The following is a 19,261-nucleotide window of genomic DNA, read 5'->3' as shown; positions in this document are numbered from 1 at the left end:
ATCTTTTCTAATATTGTCACTATTTTAACACAGAATTTGTTATCTTAGCATTCCTAACTTGTAGTGATGATAGAAATTTTATTGCTTATTTGTGCTTATCTGATTGGATCTGTTCCCACAGCTGTCTGGGTAAGTAAAGGCGTTTTTGGTATGGATATCAGGGAGTATGGTAGCGGCAATGCCGGTGCTACTAATACTTTTAGGGTACTGGGTCCTAAGGCCGGTACATTTGTAATGGTGGTAGACATGCTGAAAGGTGTGTTAGCCGTGCGTTTAGCTTATCTGGCTCCTTATTACCATGATCCGGCGAACCTCACACAGCTGGTGAATCTTCAGATAGGACTTGGTCTGGCAGCCGTAGTTGGCCATATTTTCCCTATTTGGGCAAATTTTAAAGGTGGTAAAGGTATTGCCACTTTGTTTGGTCTGGTACTGGCTATTCAGCCATTAGTAGCGTTATGCTGTGTAGGTGTTTTCTTAATGATCCTGTTTTTAACAAGATATGTATCACTGAGTTCTATCATTGCCAGTATCGCCTTCCCGATATTGATTTTGTACATTTTTAATGAACCGGAGATATTTTATCGCATCTTTGCAATAGCAGTAGCGCTGATGGTGGTATTAACCCACCAGAAAAATATTACACGGTTGTTGAAAGGAGTGGAAAGTAAAGTACCGTTGTTTAAGAATAAGAAAGATAAGAACTAGTTGATAGTTACAGAGTAAACGTAAAAAGCAAAAAGCCATGGCCAACAATTTGTGCATGCTTTTTGCTTTTTGCGTTTAACGCAATTTTAAATGAATGCTCCCATGAAAAAGTATGTTTTGTTCTTTACTGCCAGCCTTGCTTTAGCGGCATGTACACGTGTCCCCATCACTGGTCGTAGTCAATTGAACCTCCTGCCGGAAAGCACAATGCAGTCAATGGCACTGCAGGAATATCAATCATTTTTATCTTCCAACAAAGTAGTCGCTCAAACCACCAGCAAAGACGCTGAAATGGTGAAAAGAGTGGGACAACGTATCGCTGCCGCTGTTACCAGGTATATGACCCAAAACAATGCGGGAAGTGAAGTAGCCAACTACAAATGGGAATTCAATCTCGTTGATAATAAAGAAGTAAACGCCTGGTGTATGCCTGGTGGTAAAGTAGTAGTATACACTGGTCTGTTGCCGGTTACACAGAATGAAACTGCACTTGCCTGCGTAATGGGCCACGAAATAGCGCACGCTATTGCCCGTCATGGGAACGAGCGTATGAGTCAGGGATTGGTAGTACAGGGTATACAAGTAGCAGGCGCCGTAGCCTTAAACAAAAACCCAACTGCGGTAAACCTGTTCAATCAGGCTTTTGGAGTTGGCGGTAATATAGGCATGCTGGCATTTTCCCGCGGTAATGAGCTGGAAGCCGATCACCTGGGCGTAATATTCATGGCTATGGCCGGATACAATCCACAGGAGTCTATTCCTTTCTGGACCCGTATGGCGAATATGAGCCAGGGACAAAAGCCACCTGAATTTTTGAGTACACACCCAAGCGATGCTACCCGCGTACAAAAACTGCAGCAACTGATGCCGGAAGCAATGAAGTATTATACACCGGCTAAAGCGTAAAGCTGAAAGCATAAAGCTATTGAGGCGAATGACCATTGCGGATATTAATTCGCTTTGATCATTCGCCTCAATAGCTTTATGCTTTCAGCTTTACGCTTTATGCTCGTCCAATATTTCTATAACTTTCTTATTTTTCTGCGCCTTCATTTTCTCTGGTACATGCAACAGTATTTCCTTCTTAAAGGCCTCTATCAACGCCTGTTTAATGAAGTGGCGATGGGTAACCAGGCTGATTTCCCTTACCGGTTCAGGTGCCTTAAAATAGCGCACCATATTCAACTGGCGGGTAGTCAGGTCCTGTAAAGACAGCTCAGGCAAAATAGTATAGCCGTCGTTGAGGTCTACCATTCTTTTCAGCGTTTCCACACTACCGGTATTGTATTCCAGGTTTTTGTTATCTCCCATGGTGAATTTATCCTTACAGATATTCAGCACCTGGTTGCGCATGCAATGCCCTTCGTTCAGTAACCACACATCTTTAATATCCAGTTCTTCTGCCTTCACTATTTTTTTCTCGAATAAGGGACTGCTTTTGGAAGTGTATACCACAAACGACTCATAGAACAGCGGATGTTCTTCCAGGTGTGGATTATGAAGGGGAGTGGCCAGCAAACCGCAATCCAGCAGCTCCTGTTTCAGCTGCTGCATAATCTGTTCAGTAGGATACTCCCAGATTTCCAGTCTTACCTTCGGGTATTTTTTCATAAATCCCGTGAGAATGCGGGGAAGCAGGTAAGGTGCCAGGGTAGKGATAATACCTACTTTCAGGTTACCCTGTACTTCTTTTTTCTGGTCGGCAATGATTTCGCGGATACGTGCATTTTCCTTGATGATAATCCTCGCCTGTGCTACTACAGACACGCCAATTTCCGTAGGGACTACGGGTAATTTGCTACGATCAAACAATTTAATACCTAATTCATCCTCCAGTTTTTGTATCTGCATGCTGAGTGTTGGCTGTGTTACAAAGCACTTCTCCGCTGCCATGATAAAACTTCTGTAAGTATCTACCGCAACAATATACTCCAATTGAACTGTTGTCATGTTCCTCTAATTGATGAGGCAAAGGTATCAATAAAATCTATAGGAAAGCTTAAAGCAAAAAGCGAAAACGTAAAAGAGCCTTAGCACTTTTACGTTTTCGCTTCTCGTAGCAGCGCTTTCGGCGCCTAGAATATTCTGTATCTGTACTTGATTTTCTCGGTATTGGTATACAGTTCGCGGATGTTGATAGACGCTTGTATTTCGCCTACTGCTTCCGTTTTCAGGTTCCTGAATTCTCCTTGTTTGGTATCAATAATGCTTTTATCTGCCAAACCGTTGTCCTGTGCAATTTTCAGCGAACTATTTACTTTGGTATAGTAAGAATCCAGCAGGGTGAAATACTCGTTGTACAGATTTTCGAATCGTTTGGTTTGTAATACGAGGTCTTCCAGCTGATTGTTTACTTCTTTCAGGGAAGAGTTTTCGCGAAGCAGGGATTCGTAATCAATCCGTTTGCCTTTGGAATATTTTTCTTCCAGTTTATTGAAGTAGTCTACCACTTTTTCCTTCCTGAAGTCAATGAAGTATTCGTTCATGGTTTGGCTCAGGCTCTGGTTGCCCTTTTGCGGCGCCGGAAACTTCATGGAAGTAGCGGTGAACGACAGGTGATCAAACAAATTGTCCTGCAGCAGGCTAAGCTGATCTTTGTTGAAGTTGAGGCCGTATTCGAATTTCTGGTTGGCATCATTTAATGCGGTGTAGTATACCACATATTTGTTGAGCTCTTTTTCGAAATCCTGTAACGACTTCTGATTAATCTGTTTGTTATTTACGCTCACACTATGCAGGAAGTTCATCACAGAATTGGCGATGGCCAGCGGTGGTGTAAGAGAGGTAAAGCTTTGGAAGATAGGACTGTTGATAATCGACTTGGTAGATTCAACAATTTTAGAATTCTTCTCGCTTTTATCTCCTTTATTCTTGAGTATGATTTTCTCTACCAGTTCCACGATGCGGTCACTCAATGAAAATCCGAGTGCTTTACTTTCCGGGTTGTTGAGGGAAGTAATGAACACATCCAGGTTGTTGGTAGTAGTACGTGACTTGAGATCTATTATTTTTTTGTTCAGCAGATAGTAGGTTTCGCTGGCATTGATAATATTATTTTTGATCAGGTCATATTTGGTCATATTATCGAAGTCCTTACCCTGCAACAGCGCTTGTATAGCATTGGAATTCTGCTTGTCATTATCTGTAATCCGCTGCACTTCTTCCAGTAATTTACGAATAGTGGTATCCTGGGTTTTGATGACAGGGGAGATGGTTCCTTTCAGTTCCGGGTCCTGTGCATAGGCAGTCTGGAGAGTAAAAAGTAAAACAAGAGGTGCTGATATAAACTTAATCCATCCTGTAGCAAAGCATCTTAGGGCCAGAGGTACTAACGGTAATGACTCATCGGGCTTGTGTGTCAAGCGTTTAGCATGCTTCATTTCCGTTGGTAGGTGTTTTAACATGTTGTTTTTGCTTTTTGTTAACAAAAATTTAAGAAAATATGATGCCAAAAACATCATCAGGCAAAGATAAATAATTAATAACAGTTAAAATTAAATCATGATAGGTGGTGAAATAATGGTTTTCAATGATATATTTTGAATTATCGGCAGGTGACTTACCTTTGCGTCCAAATTTGATCCACTTTCATGCTGAATAACAAAAAGATTGTGGTTGTATTACCAGCCTACAACGCAGCGCTTACGCTGGAAAAAACATTCCGGGAAATTCCATTTGAAATAGTTGATGACGTAGTACTGGTGGACGATGCCAGTAAGGATGAAACCCTGGAAGTAGGGCGACAACTGGGTATTAAACACCTGATCCGTCATGACAACAACAAGGGATATGGCGGGAACCAGAAATCCTGTTACAACAAGGCGCTGGAACTGGGAGCAGATATCGTAGTGATGCTGCATCCCGACTATCAGTACACGCCTAAGCTGATTATGGCGATGTGCAGTATTATTGCCAATGATGTGTATCCGGTGGTATTTGGCTCCAGGATATTGGGTAAAGGCGCACTGAAGGGTGGAATGCCGATGTATAAGTACATATTTAACCGTTGCTTAACATTGACACAGAACATTCTGATTGGCCAGAAGCTGAGTGAATACCATACCGGCTACCGGACTTTTTCTGCCGAAGTGTTGCGTAATATCAACTATATGGCTGATAATGACGATTTTGTGTTCGATAACGAGATGATTTCGCAGATATTTATGAAAGGATATGATATTGCAGAGGTAACTTGTCCTACTAAGTATTTTGATGAGGCCTCCAGTATCAACTTCAAGCGCAGCGCCATTTATGGCCTGGGTGTATTAAGGGTATCCCTGCAGCATCGTTTGCATATGTGGGGTTTGATGAAAGGAAAGATTTACTAAAATTAAGATAGTCAGTGGGTTTAGCGCAACAGTATAATTTAGCGGGGAAGTATTTGAAGTATTATTTTACTTCAGACAATCGGCATGACGTGCATTCACCTTTTGTATTTGCACTCATAGAAGATGTATTACTGGATAAAAAGCAGCATGCTGCTTTCAGGGAGATAGAACAGTTGCGCAAACAACTACTGAATAGTGAGGAAACCCTCCAGGTGACCGACCTGGGTGCTGGTTCCCTGATATCAGCCGGTAATGAGCGCCGTGTCCGGGATATTACCCGTTATGCGGCCAAACAGCCTAAATTCGGGCAGTTATTCTACCGGCTGATACAATACCTGCAACCGGGCAGAATCCTTGAATTGGGGACTTCTATGGGGCTTTCTACGGCTTATATGGCTAAAGCGGCACCACATGCCCACATTTACACTATTGAAGGTTGTCCTAACATTGCTGCCCGCGCCGCTAAAAATTTTGAAGCCCTGCATATTAAGAACATCGAGCAAATCACCGGCAACTTTGATACGGTGCTGCCAGATGTATTAAAGAAAATGCAGTTGCCCGACTGGGTATATATAGACGGGAACCACCGTAAGGAGCCAACGCTGGCATATTTTGAACAGTGCCTGCAGTTTGCAGATGAGTATTCCGTTTTTGTATTTGACGATATCCACTGGACACCCGATATGGAAGCCGCCTGGCATACCATTCAGGATCACCCGCAGGTGACCATGACCATTGACCTGTTTTTCATTGGGTTGGTATTTTTCAGGAAAGATTTTAAAATCAAACAACACTTCACACTGAAATACTGATTTTCCGGTAGTATATTAGTTACAAAATTCTAATATGCGTTATCTGAAAAGCTTTCTCCTGGGCTGCCTGCTCCTGACCGGTATGGTGGCGGCTGCACAGGATCTTCCACAGTATACTTATCAAACGTTTAGCCGTAAAGGTGATGTGCTTCGCTATCGTTTGCTGTTACCGGCAAACTATGACGCCAATAAAAAATATCCGCTGATTGTTTTCCTGCATGGATCTGGTGAAAGAGGCACGGATAATAACGCACAGCTGCTGCATGGCGGCGATATGTTCCTGCGTGATAGTATCCGCGCTAATTACCCGGCTTTTGTCCTTTTCCCGCAATGTCCGCCGGATCAGATCTGGGCGCCCATGAAATTTGACCGCGACACCAGTGGTAAAGTTATCCGCCGCGATTTTCCCCTCAATGAAGGCCCTACGCCACCCACTGCCTTGCTGAATTCCTTACTGGATAGCTTGTTGGCCAGCGGAAAAGTGGATACCAAACGGGTATACATTGGTGGTTTATCGCTGGGTGGTATGGGAACTTTTTATATGATCAGCACCCGACCTAAAACATTTGCAGCAGCGTTTCCTATCTGTGGCGCCGGTAATGTGGCGGAAGCCCGTCGCTTTGCGAAGAAAGTGCCGGTATGGATTTTCCATGGAGGAGAGGATAAAGTAGTACCTACCGAAGCTTCCCGTGCCTATGATGTGAAACTGAAGGCCCTGGGAGCAGAAGAAAAATATACAGAATATCCTGGCGTAGGCCATAATAGCTGGGATAATGTTTTTGTAGAACCGGGGTTAATGAGCTGGATATTTTCCCATAAGAAGAAATAAGCGAGTGATTGTCTTGTTCAGGATTATACTGATTACACTGATTTTTATTTTTTTGATTTTGGAAGATATAGTGAGATAAATTTGCTCAAATCTTCCAAAAAAATCAAAAATCTTCCAAAAAACAAAAATCAGTGTAATCAGTATAATCCTGGATAAGACAACATCTGCTGCATTAACCCCCTCCCAGTGCGCGGTACAGAGATACCATTCCCTGGTACACATTCCGGCGCGTAGTGACTAATGCCAATTCAGCTTCCAGTACATTCTTTTGTGCGGTAATTACTTCCAGATAGTTGGCATATCCCGTAGTGAATAATACGTTAGCCGTGGATACGGCGTCCTGCAATACCAATACTTCTTTATTTTTCAACGCAAATGCCTGTTGCTGGTTATCCACCTTATTCAGTGCAGACGCAATTTCCTGGTACCCATTTACGATGGCCTGCTGATAATCATAGAAGGCTGTAAACGCACTGGCAGTGCTGATGTTATATTGTGCCTTTATCTGTTTTTTATTGAAGACAGGCGCCATCAGGCTTCCTGCAGCTCCCCAGGCTATTGACCCGGGTGATTGAAACAGCAATCCTGCTTTAAACGCATTGAACCCCGCATAAGGCGTAATGGTGAAGGAAGGGAGGAAAGCCGCCCTTGCTGCTTTTACGTCGGCTTTAGCTGCCTGTAACGCCAGTTCTGCCTGTTGTACATCCGGGCGTTGCAACAACAGCTGTCCGGGGATGCCCTGCTGAATAGCACCAGGTAATGTTTGCAACGCTTTGGGATGAGTGCGTGTAATGGCTTGTGGCAGGCGTCCCAGTAAGGCATTGAGTTGATTCTCCAGCGCGGCGATTTCCTGCTTTACCCCAAATTCCAATGCCTGTGTACTCAGCAGCTGTGCCGTAAACTGTTGTACCGCCAGCTCTGTGGCGCGTCCCCCGTCTTTTTGAATATGCACGGTGGCAACAGCTGTTTCCTGCAGTTTGATGTTGCGTTGTATGATGGCCAGTTCATTGTCCATCGCCACCAGTTCATAGTAGAGGCCGGAAACTCCCGCCACTATTTGCGTGGTGAGCAGGCGACGTCCCTGCTGGCTGCCCAGGAAGCGGGCATACGCTGCCTGACGCTGACTTTTTAGTTTGCCCCAGAGGTCTATTTCCCAACTGCTTCTCAGTCCCGCGAAGTATTCAGGGGTAGGGCCCGGAATGCGCTGGTCTTTGCTGATATTGGGCGACAAATTGGTATCGAAATTACCTACACCGTTAAGGGTATAGTCTGCATATTTATCTACGCCGGCAGATAAGGCCACGTTGAGCGTGGGCAACCACGCATTTTTTGCCATCATCAGATTGGCTTGCGCGGTAGTAACCCGCTGTGCGGCAGACAACAGGTCGAAGTTCCGATGCAGTGCGGTATCAATCAGCGCCCGTAAATGCGGATCACTGAATACCTGTGAAAAGTGTTGAAGTGAAAGGGTGTCTCCACCAGAAGTGGAGCTAACGGGAACGGTAATACGTTCCGGTAGCTGCACTTCCTTTTGGGTACTGCACGCCATGGCTGTAGTGGCGAGGCATGCGTATAATGTATATTGATAAATACGTTTATTCATTGGTGTAATCTTTAAGTGAGACCTTTTTTTGAGGGATCATGGAAGCAAACAGTACATACAATCCGGGAATAATGATTACCCCGAAAATGGTACCGATCAACATACCACCCGCGGCGGCTGTACCAATKGAACGGTTGCCCATGGCGCCTGCACCGGAGGCGATACAAAGCGGAATCAATCCTGCAATAAAAGCAAAGGAGGTCATGAGAATAGGACGCAAGCGGGAAACCGCGCCTTCCCTGGCCGCCGCCAAAACGGTAGCGCCATGTTTATTTTTCAGGATCGCAAACTCTACGATGAGGATCGCATTTTTACCCAGCAATCCGATCAGCATCACGAGGGCTACCTGCGCATAGATGTTGTTTTCCAGCCCCAGTAATTTGAGGGAAAGGAATGCACCGAAAATACCTGCAGGCAACGACAACAGTACCGGCAACGGCAACAGGAAACTTTCGTATTGTGCTGCCAGCAACAGGTACACAAAAACCAGAACAATCATGAAAATATAAATCGCCTGGTTGCCGGAAAGAATCTGTTCTCTCGTCATACCACTCCACTCATAGCTATAGCCCCTGGGTAGTTCTTTGGCGGCTACTTCCTGTACGGCTGCAATGGCCTGGCTGCTGCTGAAGCCCGGTTTGGCGTCACCATTGATCATGGCGGCGGTGTACATATTGTAGCGGGTCAATTGTTCCGGTCCGTATACGCGTTCCAGTTTTACGAAGTCGGAGTAAGATACCATTTCGCCCCGGTCGTTTTTTACATAGAGGCGTAGCAGGTCATCGGGTTTGGTGCGGTAGTGCGGATCTGCCTGCACCATTACTTTATACATTTGTCCGAAGCGGATAAAGTTAGATGCATAGAAGCTTCCCATTAAGGTTTGCAGGTTGCTCATCGCATTTTCTATGCTTACGCCCTTTTTGGCCGCCATGGCCTGATCCACGTGAATGAGGTATTGCGGAAACTCGGCATCAAAGCTGGTGAAAGCACTTCCTATTTCTGGTCTTCTTTTTAATGCATCAATGAATTGATTGGTGATTTGAGCCGTTTGGCGTAAGTCGCCACTACCGCTTTTATCCAGCAATCGCAATTCAAATCCACTGGAGTTACCAAATCCGGGAACGGTGGGCGGCGGGAAAAATTCAATACTGGCATCGGCAATGCCGGCGGTGAGTTTTTGTAATTGTTCGATGATATCCTGCACAGAAGCTTTGCGCTGATCCCAGGTTTTGAGGTTTACCATGCCCATGCCATAGGAGGCGCCCGCTACTTCATTAACAAGGCTGTAGCCGGCCAGTGTAGACACGGATTCTACTTCACCCAGTTTGGCGGCGATGACCTGTATCTGATCCAGCACTTCTTCGGTACGCTCTACGGTAGCGCCGGGAGGTGTGGTAACGTTCACATAAATCATTCCCTGATCTTCTGTAGGAATGAAGCCGGAAGGCAGGATGGCGCTGATGCCCCAGGTAGCAGCGAAGAAAAATACCAGACAAGCCAGTGTTATCAATCTTCTACCAGCGATGAAACTGATCAGTTTAGCGTATTTATTTTCAGTAGCGTTGTAGCCTTTGTTGAAGCTGTTGAAGAACCGCTGCAGTAGGCTCTTTTTGCGCGGTTTACCATGCGTATCTTTCAGCATGATGGCACAGAGTGCAGGCGTTAACGTTACTGCGTTGATACCGGAAATAACAATAGAGATGGCCAACGTGAGTGAAAACTGCCGGTAGAATACGCCTACGGGGCCGGATAAAAATGCCACCGGAATAAATACCGCCGACATGACCAGCGTGATGGCTACCAGCGCGCCGCTGATCTCTTTCATGGCTGCCAGCGTGGCTTCCATGGGAGGAAGATGTTCTTCACTCATTTTTACGTGTACCGCTTCCACCACTACAATGGCATTATCTACCACAATACCGATAGCCAGTACCAGGGCAAAGAGGGTGAGCAAGTTAATGGAGAAGCCCATCATCTGCATAAATGCGAGGGTACCAATCAAGGCGACGGGTACAGCCAGTGCAGGGATGATGGTAGAGCGGAAATCCTGCAGGAATATAAATACTACGATGAATACCAGCAGGAATGCTTCAAACAGCGTGCGTACTACTTCATGAATAGAGGCATCGAGGAAGCGGGATACGTCGTAGTTAAAGTTAAAAGTCATGCCAGGTGGGAAGGAAGTATTTTTCATTTCTTCCATCTTGGCCTTCACGTTGTTAATTACTTCGCGGGCATTGGAACCGGGGCGTTGTTTGAGCATGATAGAGGCAGAAGGTTTGCCATCTGTTTTCGATACCATGCTATAGGTGAGGGAGCCAAACTCTACATCGGCTACGTCTTTGAGGTGGAGTACGGACCCGTCTTGTCCGGCGCGGAGAACAATTTGCTGGTATTGTTCCGGTTCAAAAAATTTGCCGGTGTATCGTAATACGTACTGTAGCATCAGCGGATTTTTATCGGAGCTTTCGCCGGTTTTACCGGGGGCGGCTTCAATATTTTGTTTGCGGATGGACTGTATCACTTCATCGGCGGAAACGTTGTAAGCCAGCATACGATCGGGTTTCAGCCATACGCGCATGGCGTATTCCTTGGCGCCCATGATTTCTGCGCGCCCAACGCCGTCAATACGTTTCAGTTCCTGCAGTACGTTGATGTCTGCAAAGTTGTAGATGAATTGTTCATTCAGCGTGGTGTCTTCACTCATGATATTGAGGTAGAGTAGCATGCTGTTTACTTCTTTTTCTGTTGTCACACCGGCTTTAATTACTTCTTCCGGTAATTCATCAATAATGGTGGCTACCCTGTTTTGTACGTTTACGGCAGCCTGATCGGGATCTGTTCCTACCTGGAAAAATACCTGGATCACGGTGATACCATCGTTACTGGATACGGACGACATATACGTCATGCCGGGTACACCGTTGATAGCCCTTTCCAGCGGGGTAGATACGGCTTTGGCCGATACTTCCGCGTTGGCGCCGGTATATTTAGCCGTTACCGTTACGGAGGGCGGCACAATATCCGGGAATTGTGTAACTGGCAGGGTGAACAGGGCCAATAAGCCTACCAGTGTGATAATAAGCGATATGACCAGTGATAGCACCGGTCGTTTTATAAAAGTGTCAAACATTGGTTCCTTGGTTTCAGCTAAAAAGCACGTGATTATAAAGTCAGTAAACTATCCATGGGCAGGCTGCGCGGGGCAATTTCAATGCCGTCGCGGATGTTGCGTACGCCTTCACAAACAATTCGTTCGCCGGCTTGTAAGCCGGATTTCACGATGTAGAAATGTGCAAAGCGAGCAGCCGGAACAAAGTTTTTCATCTTCACTTTGTTTGCCGCATCAACTACGAATACGTAGTTTTTGTCCTGCATTTCGAATACTGCTTTTTGCGGAATAATCACGGCGCTATCCATTTCGGTGGTGAGCCGTACTTTACCGCTGGCGCCATGTTTCAGGAGTTTAGATGGATTAGGGAAGCGTGCCCGGAAGGCAATGGAACCAGTGTTTTCTTCAAATTCGCCTTCTATGGTTTCTATGTGGCCTACATGATGGTAATCGGAGCCATCTGCCAGTATAAGTGCTACCTGGCGATAGCTGTTATCGCCTTTTGCCAGTGCTTTATTGTATTGAAGGTATTCTGTTTCTGATACGTTGAAGTAGGCATATATTTCCCGTGTATCCGATACCGTAGTAAGGAGGGAACCTTCACTGATGAGGCTTCCTTTTTTCAGTGGAATACGGTCGATAATACCGTCGAAAGGAGCGCGGATGCTGGTGTACGACAGGCGCATTTCGGCATTGTCTGCCGCGGAGCGGGCTTCCTCGATTTTAGCCTGCGCCGCTGCCAGTTTGGCTTTGGCTACTTCCAGTTCGGAGGCGGCTACTACTTTTTTATCTACCAGCATAGTGACCCGATCCAGTTCCAGGGCGGCCGCTTTGCTTTCTGCGATCATGCTGCTCAGTACTGCTTTTGCTTTGGCTAGTTCTGCACGGTATTCTGCATCACTGATACCAAAAAGTAGTTGTCCTTTTTTTACTTCCTGGCCTTCATCGATGTATATTTTATCGAGGAAACCGTTTACCCGTGCACGTATTTCCACGTTTTGCACCGCCTGTATATCTGTAACATAGGAGCGGTGCAGGATGGTATCTTTGGTCACCAGTACAGTAACCGGCAGTGTTTTTAAGTCTTCTTTATTAGTACTTTCTCCTTTGGTGGCACAACCAGCCATAAAAAGGGCGATCAGCGATGTAATGATCCCTGTATATTGACGCATAGCAATAAAATATTGATCCCGGTTTTCCCGGAATATGTGAATACAACACAGTAAGATGCAATTCCGCTATGGTAGCAGAAAAGGTAGGCATCTCCCTAAAAAAAATTACAAATGAAAATAGAAAAGGTGGTGTATTCAGAAGGGGGTAAACCGGAAGAGGAATGAGTAGTACGCCGGCAGAAAGGACTTCTGACGTTCGTATTCTCCGGTTTTATTAACAGGAATATATATGCTGCGAGCAGTATTTTCTGCGTCGAGGTATACGATACGGGTGGCGGTACTTACCTGTGGCGCGGTAGCGGAAAGATACCAACGGGTTTTGCGCCGGTGTTTGGTTATTTGCCATACATCAGTACCGTCATCATCAGCTTCCAGTTGAACCGGAAGTTTAGAAATGAGATTTTCTAACTGATTTTGCTGCGATTGTTGGATAACAATATCGCGCAGCATTAAATGGCGATGTGCTGAAAACACAGGCATGCTGCCGGTTACCAGCTGTAAGCACAGCAGGAAACAAACGGTTGTCCATCTTTTTAATATGTGTAAGCGCTCGCTCATTCAACCACGAAAATAATCGTTTTAAATTTATTTGTTGGTTAGTTTATTGTAAAGGAAACATTTTTGGATGACCGGTAAGCATAAAAATAAACGGCCGTCTCTTAAAGAGACAGCCGTTTCCACTCAGCACAGGATTGAATTGTTAACTATTTGATGGCTTGCATCGCTGATTTAGCTGCGGCGATGGTAGCGTCGAGATCTTCAGTAGTGAGTGCGTTACTCATGAACCAGCTTTCAAAAGCAGAAGGTGGCAGATATACTCCACGTTCCAGCATAGCATGGAAGAAGCGTTTAAATAATTCATTGTTGGCAGCAGAGGCAGCAGAGAAATCCACGATAGGATATTCAGTGAAATGCGCACTCAGCATAGATCCCATCTGGTTAATGCTGTGTACGATGCCTGCTGCACCAAAGGCTTCTTTTAATCCGTTTACCAGGTAATCGGCTTTTTCTGACAGTTGTTGATAGATAATCGGATTATCGTTGAGTGTTTGCAACAGCGTGTATCCGGCAATCATGGCAATCGGGTTACCACTCAAAGTGCCTGCCTGGTATACTTTACCGGCGGGGGCCAGGTTTTCCATGATTTCTTTCGGGCCTGCTACCGCACCTACCGGCATACCGGCGCCAATAATTTTTCCGAAAGTAACGAGGTCCGCTTTGATGCCCAGTAATTCCTGTGCACCACCACGAGCCAACCTGAAGCCAGTCATTACTTCATCAAATATGAGGAGGATGTTGTTGGCATCACAGATTTTGCGCAGTCCTTCCAGGAAGCCTGGCTGAGGCAGGATGCAGCCCATGTTACCCGCTACGGGTTCAATGATAATGGCGGCAATTTCAGCACCATGTTCAGCTACCAGTTGTTCTACTGCCGGTAAGTTATTGTAGGGAGCTGTGAGGGTATCTTCTGCTACGGTAGCGGTTACACCGGGAACAGATTGAATGCCCAGCGTAGCTACGCCGCTGCCGGCGCTTACCAGGAACGCATCTGCGTGACCATGGTAGCAGCCTTCAAATTTAATGAATTTGTTACGGCCGGTGTAACCTCTTGCCAGCCTGAGGGCTGTCATACAGGCTTCTGTACCGGAATTCACCATACGTACCATGTCGATGTTAGGTACCATGGATACGATCAGTTCCGCAATTTTAATCTCCAGTTCAGTGGGTGCACCAAAAGAGGTGGAGTAGGTAGCATATTCCTGGATGGCTTTAATCACTGGCTCATAAGCATGGCCAAGGATCATTGGTCCCCAGGAGTTGATGTAGTCGATATATTTGTTGCCATCTACATCGTACATGTAGGCGCCCTTTGCGCGTTCCATAAAAACGGGTGTGCCGCCTACACTTTTAAATGCTCTTACGGGAGAATTAACACCGCCGGGAATTACCTGCTTTGCTTTCCCGAATAACATTTCACTTTTGCTGTACATCTGTTGGAGATTTATATTTTCTGCAAGATAGGAAATTATGCATTGAGCAGTCGCACCGCGTCCTTTGCGAAGTAGGTGGCAATCAGGTCAGCACCTGCGCGTTTCATGCTGGTCATTGTTTCCAGGATGGCTTTGTTTTCATCGAGCCAGCCTCTTTCTGCTGCTGCTTTAATCATCGCATATTCTCCGCTCACATGATAAGCACTAACGGGAACGGTAGTACGATCTTTAATGATGCGCATGATATCGAGGTAGGCCATCGCTGGTTTTACCATAACGATGTCAGCGCCTTCTTCAATGTCCATCAGTGTTTCCTTGATGGCTTCGCGGGAATTGGCGTAGTCCATCTGGTAGGTTTTTTTATCGCCGAATCCGGGAGCAGAATCGAGTGCATCGCGGAAGGGGCCATAGAAACAGGATGCATATTTGGCGCTGTAAGCCATGATACCTGTTTTATCGAAACCATTTTCTTCCAGGATGTTGCGGATGGCGAGAATGCGGCCGTCCATCATATCGCTGGGGGCGACAAAGTCAGCGCCGGCCTGTGCATGGCTGAGGCTCATCCGTGCCAGTACTTCCACGGTACGATCGTTCACAATTTCAGTGCCTTCTACAATACCATCATGACCATAGGAAGAATAAGGGTCCAGGGCAACATCGGTCATCACTACCATATCAGGAATGGCATCTTTGATGCCACGGATGGCGCGTTGCATTAATCCGTCTGGGTTAACAGCTTCCGTTCCTTTGTTATCTTTCACACTATCCAGTGCTTTTACAAACAGCAACACACTTTTAATACCCAGGCTCCAGAGTTCTTTGGCTTCCTTAATAGTAAGGTCCAGTGAATACCTGAAATAACCTGGCATAGAGCTGATCTCTTCCTTCACATTTTCTCCTTCGGTAATAAATAGCGGTGCAATAAAATCGCTGGGCCTTACTATTGTTTCCGCTACCATTGCGCGAATGGCGGGAGATACTCTTAGAATTCTGTTTCTTCTGATCATCTTTATAAAAATTTAATCGTTTTTATATAGTGGGCTTAATCCAGTCGCGTGGCTTCAGGAATTCCTGCAGCTGTGCTTCCGGACTACCGGGTACGGTATGGAAGTCATATTCCCAGCGGGCTACCGGCGGTAGGCTCATCAGGATAGATTCTGTACGTCCATTGGTTTTTAAGCCAAACAGGGTGCCTCTGTCGTGGATAAGATTGAACTCCACATAACGGCCACGTCTATACGCCTGCCAGCTTCTGTGTGCTTCGGTATAAGGCAGTTGTTTGGTTTTTTCCACGATAGGCAGATAGGCGTCCAGGAAAGCGTTTCCATTGGCTTTGGAGAAGGCCAGTCTTTCTTCCGCAGTGATATTGGCATCCGGGCGCAGGTAGTCGTAGAATATACCGCCTATGCCGCGGGCTTCATTGTCGCGATGTTTATTCACAAAATATTCATCGCAGTGTTTTTTATATTTCGGATAGAGATCTGTTCCGAACGGATCGCAGGCATTTTTGAAAGTCTGGTGGAAATGAATACCATCTTTTTCCTCCAGGTAGTAAGGGGTGAGGTCAGCGCCGCCACCAAACCAGCTGTCTTTCAGCGTTCCATCTTGTTCATATAATTCGAAATAGCGGAAATTGGCGTGTACAGTAGGCACAAAAGGATTCAGCGGGTGGATGACCAGGGAGATACCGCAGGCCATAAATTTGCTGTTGGTAACGCCAAATTGTTGTGCCATTACTTCGGGCAAATCGCCATGCACGATGGAGGTGCTGACGCCGCCTTTTTCAAATACGTTACCGTTGGCAATCACACGTGATTTGCCACCACCGCCGCCGGGGCGTTCCCAGCGGTCTTCCCGGAAAGTAGCTTTCCCATCTGCTTTTTCCAGTGCGGCGCAGATTTGATCCTGCAGGCCGTGGATGAAGGTGATGAATTGAGCTTTTAGCATTTAGCGATTAGCGTTTAGTGTGTTTTGTTGTTTAATTTTTTAGCTAATAGCTAACGGCTAATAGCTAACAGCTGTATTTATCCGTGTGCTTTAACTGTTTCCACAAATGCTTTCGCGTGATCTACCGGTACATTCGGTAAGATGCCATGTCCGAGGTTGGCGATGTAACGTTGTCTGCCAAAGCCTTTCAGCATTTCTTTTACTGCCTTTTCAATTTCAGGGATCGGCGCCAGCAATTTAGCCGGATCGAAGTTACCCTGCAGGGTGATGTTTTCGCCGGCAAACTGACGCGCTAAATGCGGTTTAATGCACCAGTCGATGCCCAGACCATGAGCGCCGGTAGCGGCCATGTCTTCCAGTGCAAACCAGGCGCCTTTGGCGAATACAATCGTAGGGCACACGTCTTTCGTGGCTGCTACGATCTGGCGGATATATTGTAAAGAGAATACTTCGAAATCCTGCGGACTGAGTAATCCACCCCAGGAGTCGAATACCTGTACGGTATCAGCGCCTGCAGCTACCTGTGCTTTCAGGTAGGCAATGGTGGTATCAGTAATCATTTGCAGCAGCTGGTGTGCGATGGCTGGTTGCTGATAGCAGAAGGCTTTTGCTTCATCAAATGTTTTGGAGCCTTTACCTTGTACCATGTAGCAGAGGAGTGTCCATGGAGCACCACCAAAGCCAATCAGGGGCACACGGCCATCCAGTGTTTTTTTGGTGAGCTTCAGGGCGTCAAATACGTAATGTAATCTTTCCTGTACATCGGGAACGCATAAACGCTGCAGGTCTTGTGCAGATTTGATGGGAGCAGGGAGTAAGGGGCCTACTTTTTCTATCAGTTGTACTTCCATGCCCATGGCTTGTGGAACTACGAGGATATCAGAAAAAATAATGGCAGCATCTACACCCACCTGATCCACCGGCATCACGGTTATTTCTGTGGCCAGTTCCGGATTTTCGCAGCGCTCAAAAAAGGAGTATTTATCACGCAGTTTAATATAGTCCGGGAGATAGCGACCAGCCTGACGCATCATCCATACGGGCGTGCGGGAAACGGTTTCACCTTTAAGGGCCTTCAGCAATAAGTCGTTCTTCAATGCGCTCATTCGTAGCAGTTAATGTTGTTAAAATAAAATATAGCTGTTTGCACCATGCTTTCTTCGTAAGTGCTGGTGCTCATGATAATCCTGTTGTCAGTATGCTCTTGTAACGCTGTGGCCGTGGTACGGCCAATAGCGAAGCATACGGTTTCGGGAGATATTGTATTGGCGGAAAAATAGCTTTTGACTGCGCTTGGGCTGAAAAAGAATATTCCGTCATAATCTGTTGCTGTTACTTCCGGTGTGGGGATATTTTCGTAGATCACATATTCTGTGACTATAATGCCGGCTGCTTTGAGCATGTTTGGTAATTCATCTCTGCGTTGATTGCCACAGAAAAAATTAACGGCTTTGATATCTCCACGTTGAATAATAGCGGTTGCCAGGTCTTTGCCATAACTGGCTTCTGTCAGTATCTGGCAGTCGGTGAATGCTTTTTCTACCAGTTTCCGGGTGTTACCGGCAATGCAACAAACCTGTGCATTGCTGATAACGAAGTAAGTGCTGCCCTGATGGAAGTAATAATCTGCCAGGGTTTTTACCGCATTAGCGCTGGTGAATACATGTACGGCGTCCTGTGTAAATACCTGCATCATATTATGTTCGCCTACAAGGGCCTCATTGAGTAATGGCTTTATTTGTATAAAGTCTTTTACCTCAATGCTCAAACCACTTTCGGCTGCTACCGCAATAGAGCTGGCAGCCAGTGGTCTGGTGCATAATATGCGGTGTTTATCATTTGACATTTCTGATCTGTGCTACAATTTCGGCGCCGCCTTGCGCCATGATATCTTCCGCTGCAGCCTGTCCCAGGTGTTGTACCTGATCAAGGGGGACTTCTCTGGAAGTGCTGAAGAAGCTGCTGCCATCGAGGCTGCAGAGTTCCCCGCTGAAATGTACGGTATTATCTTTTATGTAAGCGTAGGCACTGATGGGGGTGGTGCAACCGCCCATCAGGGTACGTAAAAATTCGCGTTCAATATGTGTGGCGAGTGCGGTGGGAGCATCGTTAAATGCAGCGCAGGCCTCGCGGCAGAAAGTATCATCTTCCCGGCAAACGGCTACTACTGCGCCTTGTGCAGGAGCTGGCAACATCCAGTCGAGGTCAAGGGAATTAGCAGGGCGTACATTGATCCTTTCCAGTCCGGCTACAGCAAAGATGGCGCCGTCCCAGTTTTCATTCGCCAGTTTTTGCAGGCGGGTATTTACGTTGCCGCGGAGATTATGTAGCTGATGCTGTGGATATTTCCGGAGCCATTGCGCTTTGCGGCGTACGCTGCTGGTGGCAATGTTAGCGATATAGTCCGCCTGTTCCAGGAAATCAGTATTGTTTTTATATACAAGCAAATCTTTTACCGGTCCACGTTTGAGGATGGCGCCATGTACAATTTGCAGCGGTAATTGTGTAGGAACGTCTTTGAAGGAGTGAACAGCAATGTCGATGCGGTTATTGAGCAACGCCAGGTCCAGGCTTTTGGTGAAGATACCTTGTACGCCTATTTCGTATAGGGGAGTAACGAGGTCAATATCACCTTCACTTTTAATGGGCACCAGTTCGGTGCGGTAACCTTGTGCGGTGAGTAAATCATTTACCTGGTTTGCCTGCCATAAGGCCAGCTGGCTTTCTCTGGTGCCTATCCTGATAACTTTATCCATTGG

General features: G+C 46.2%; 17 protein-coding genes. 5 read left to right on the top strand and 12 right to left on the bottom strand.

Annotated elements, in window-relative coordinates:
• The first annotated feature begins 66 nt into the window (after window positions 1-66).
• Window positions 67-708 carry a glycerol-3-phosphate 1-O-acyltransferase PlsY gene (gene plsY / locus AC1DFM_RS04085; protein ID WP_477075448.1) on the top strand — a complete coding sequence of 214 codons (642 nt, stop codon included), beginning with the start codon at window positions 67-69 and terminating at the stop codon, window positions 706-708.
• Window positions 709-810: 102 nt separating this feature from the next.
• On the top strand, window positions 811-1,614 hold the full coding sequence (locus AC1DFM_RS04080; RefSeq protein ID WP_477075447.1) for a M48 family metallopeptidase: 804 nt from the start codon (window positions 811-813) through the stop codon (window positions 1,612-1,614).
• A 90-nt stretch (window positions 1,615-1,704) separates the two neighbouring features.
• Here AC1DFM_RS04080 and AC1DFM_RS04075 read toward each other — a convergent pair whose 3' ends face one another.
• Both AC1DFM_RS04075 and AC1DFM_RS04070 read right to left on the bottom strand, forming a co-directional pair.
• Window positions 1,705-2,658 (bottom strand): LysR substrate-binding domain-containing protein, encoded by a 954-nt coding sequence (locus AC1DFM_RS04075; RefSeq protein WP_477075446.1) that lies wholly within the window; start codon window positions 2,656-2,658, stop codon window positions 1,705-1,707.
• A gap of 125 nt (window positions 2,659-2,783) precedes the next feature.
• Window positions 2,784-4,112, bottom strand: a complete 1,329-nt coding sequence (locus AC1DFM_RS04070) for a hypothetical protein (RefSeq protein WP_477075445.1) — start codon at window positions 4,110-4,112, stop codon at window positions 2,784-2,786.
• Window positions 4,113-4,298: 186 nt separating this feature from the next.
• On the opposite strand from AC1DFM_RS04070, the gene AC1DFM_RS04065 reads away from it, so the two are divergent.
• From AC1DFM_RS04065 to AC1DFM_RS04055, 3 genes are all read left to right on the top strand, one after another.
• Window positions 4,299-5,036, top strand: coding sequence for a glycosyltransferase family 2 protein (locus AC1DFM_RS04065; RefSeq protein WP_477075444.1), 738 nt, complete (start codon window positions 4,299-4,301; stop codon window positions 5,034-5,036).
• A gap of 89 nt (window positions 5,037-5,125) precedes the next feature.
• Window positions 5,126-5,848 (top strand): O-methyltransferase, encoded by a 723-nt coding sequence (locus AC1DFM_RS04060; RefSeq protein ID WP_477075443.1) that lies wholly within the window; start codon window positions 5,126-5,128, stop codon window positions 5,846-5,848.
• Between the two features lie 34 nt (window positions 5,849-5,882).
• Entirely contained in the window at window positions 5,883-6,677 is a 795-nt protein-coding gene (locus AC1DFM_RS04055) for a carboxylesterase family protein (protein ID WP_477075442.1), read from the top strand.
• A gap of 172 nt (window positions 6,678-6,849) precedes the next feature.
• On the opposite strand, the gene AC1DFM_RS04050 is transcribed toward AC1DFM_RS04055, so the two are convergent.
• The 10 genes from AC1DFM_RS04050 to hemC form a co-directional block, all read right to left on the bottom strand.
• Window positions 6,850-8,280: a TolC family protein gene (locus tag AC1DFM_RS04050; protein WP_477075441.1), complete on the bottom strand. Its 1,431-nt coding sequence runs from the start codon at window positions 8,278-8,280 to the stop codon at window positions 6,850-6,852.
• On the bottom strand, window positions 8,273-11,413 hold the full coding sequence (locus tag AC1DFM_RS04045) for an efflux RND transporter permease subunit (RefSeq protein WP_477075440.1): 3,141 nt from the start codon (window positions 11,411-11,413) through the stop codon (window positions 8,273-8,275). Before AC1DFM_RS04045 ends, AC1DFM_RS04050 begins: the two co-directional genes overlap by 8 nt.
• Window positions 11,414-11,445: 32 nt before the next feature.
• On the bottom strand, window positions 11,446-12,564 hold the full coding sequence (locus AC1DFM_RS04040) for an efflux RND transporter periplasmic adaptor subunit (protein ID WP_477075439.1): 1,119 nt from the start codon (window positions 12,562-12,564) through the stop codon (window positions 11,446-11,448).
• A gap of 135 nt (window positions 12,565-12,699) precedes the next feature.
• The gene (locus AC1DFM_RS04035; RefSeq protein WP_477075438.1) at window positions 12,700-13,122 is read right to left on the bottom strand and encodes a hypothetical protein; all 423 of its coding nucleotides are present in this window, start codon (window positions 13,120-13,122) and stop codon (window positions 12,700-12,702) included.
• A gap of 146 nt (window positions 13,123-13,268) precedes the next feature.
• Window positions 13,269-14,555, bottom strand: coding sequence for a glutamate-1-semialdehyde 2,1-aminomutase (hemL, locus tag AC1DFM_RS04030; protein ID WP_477075437.1), 1,287 nt, complete (start codon window positions 14,553-14,555; stop codon window positions 13,269-13,271).
• Between the two features lie 35 nt (window positions 14,556-14,590).
• On the bottom strand, window positions 14,591-15,562 hold the full coding sequence (gene hemB, locus AC1DFM_RS04025; RefSeq protein WP_477075436.1) for a porphobilinogen synthase: 972 nt from the start codon (window positions 15,560-15,562) through the stop codon (window positions 14,591-14,593).
• A 22-nt stretch (window positions 15,563-15,584) separates the two neighbouring features.
• Complete coding sequence (gene hemF, locus AC1DFM_RS04020; RefSeq protein WP_477075435.1) at window positions 15,585-16,502, bottom strand: oxygen-dependent coproporphyrinogen oxidase; 918 nt, start codon at window positions 16,500-16,502, stop codon at window positions 15,585-15,587.
• Between the two features lie 77 nt (window positions 16,503-16,579).
• A complete protein-coding gene (gene hemE, locus AC1DFM_RS04015) occupies window positions 16,580-17,608 on the bottom strand; it encodes a uroporphyrinogen decarboxylase (protein ID WP_477075434.1) in 1,029 nt (342 codons plus the stop codon).
• Window positions 17,605-18,348, bottom strand: a complete 744-nt coding sequence (locus AC1DFM_RS04010) for a uroporphyrinogen-III synthase (RefSeq protein ID WP_477075433.1) — start codon at window positions 18,346-18,348, stop codon at window positions 17,605-17,607. Before AC1DFM_RS04010 ends, hemE begins: the two co-directional genes overlap by 4 nt.
• Entirely contained in the window at window positions 18,338-19,258 is a 921-nt protein-coding gene (gene hemC / locus AC1DFM_RS04005; RefSeq protein WP_477075432.1) for a hydroxymethylbilane synthase, read from the bottom strand. Before hemC ends, AC1DFM_RS04010 begins: the two co-directional genes overlap by 11 nt.
• Window positions 19,259-19,261 lie beyond the last annotated feature (3 nt).

Source organism: Chitinophaga sp. 05T412 (genome assembly GCF_056396465.1).
Note: the sequence above shows the minus strand (reverse complement) of the source record. Positions and strands in the feature narration are given on the sequence as shown.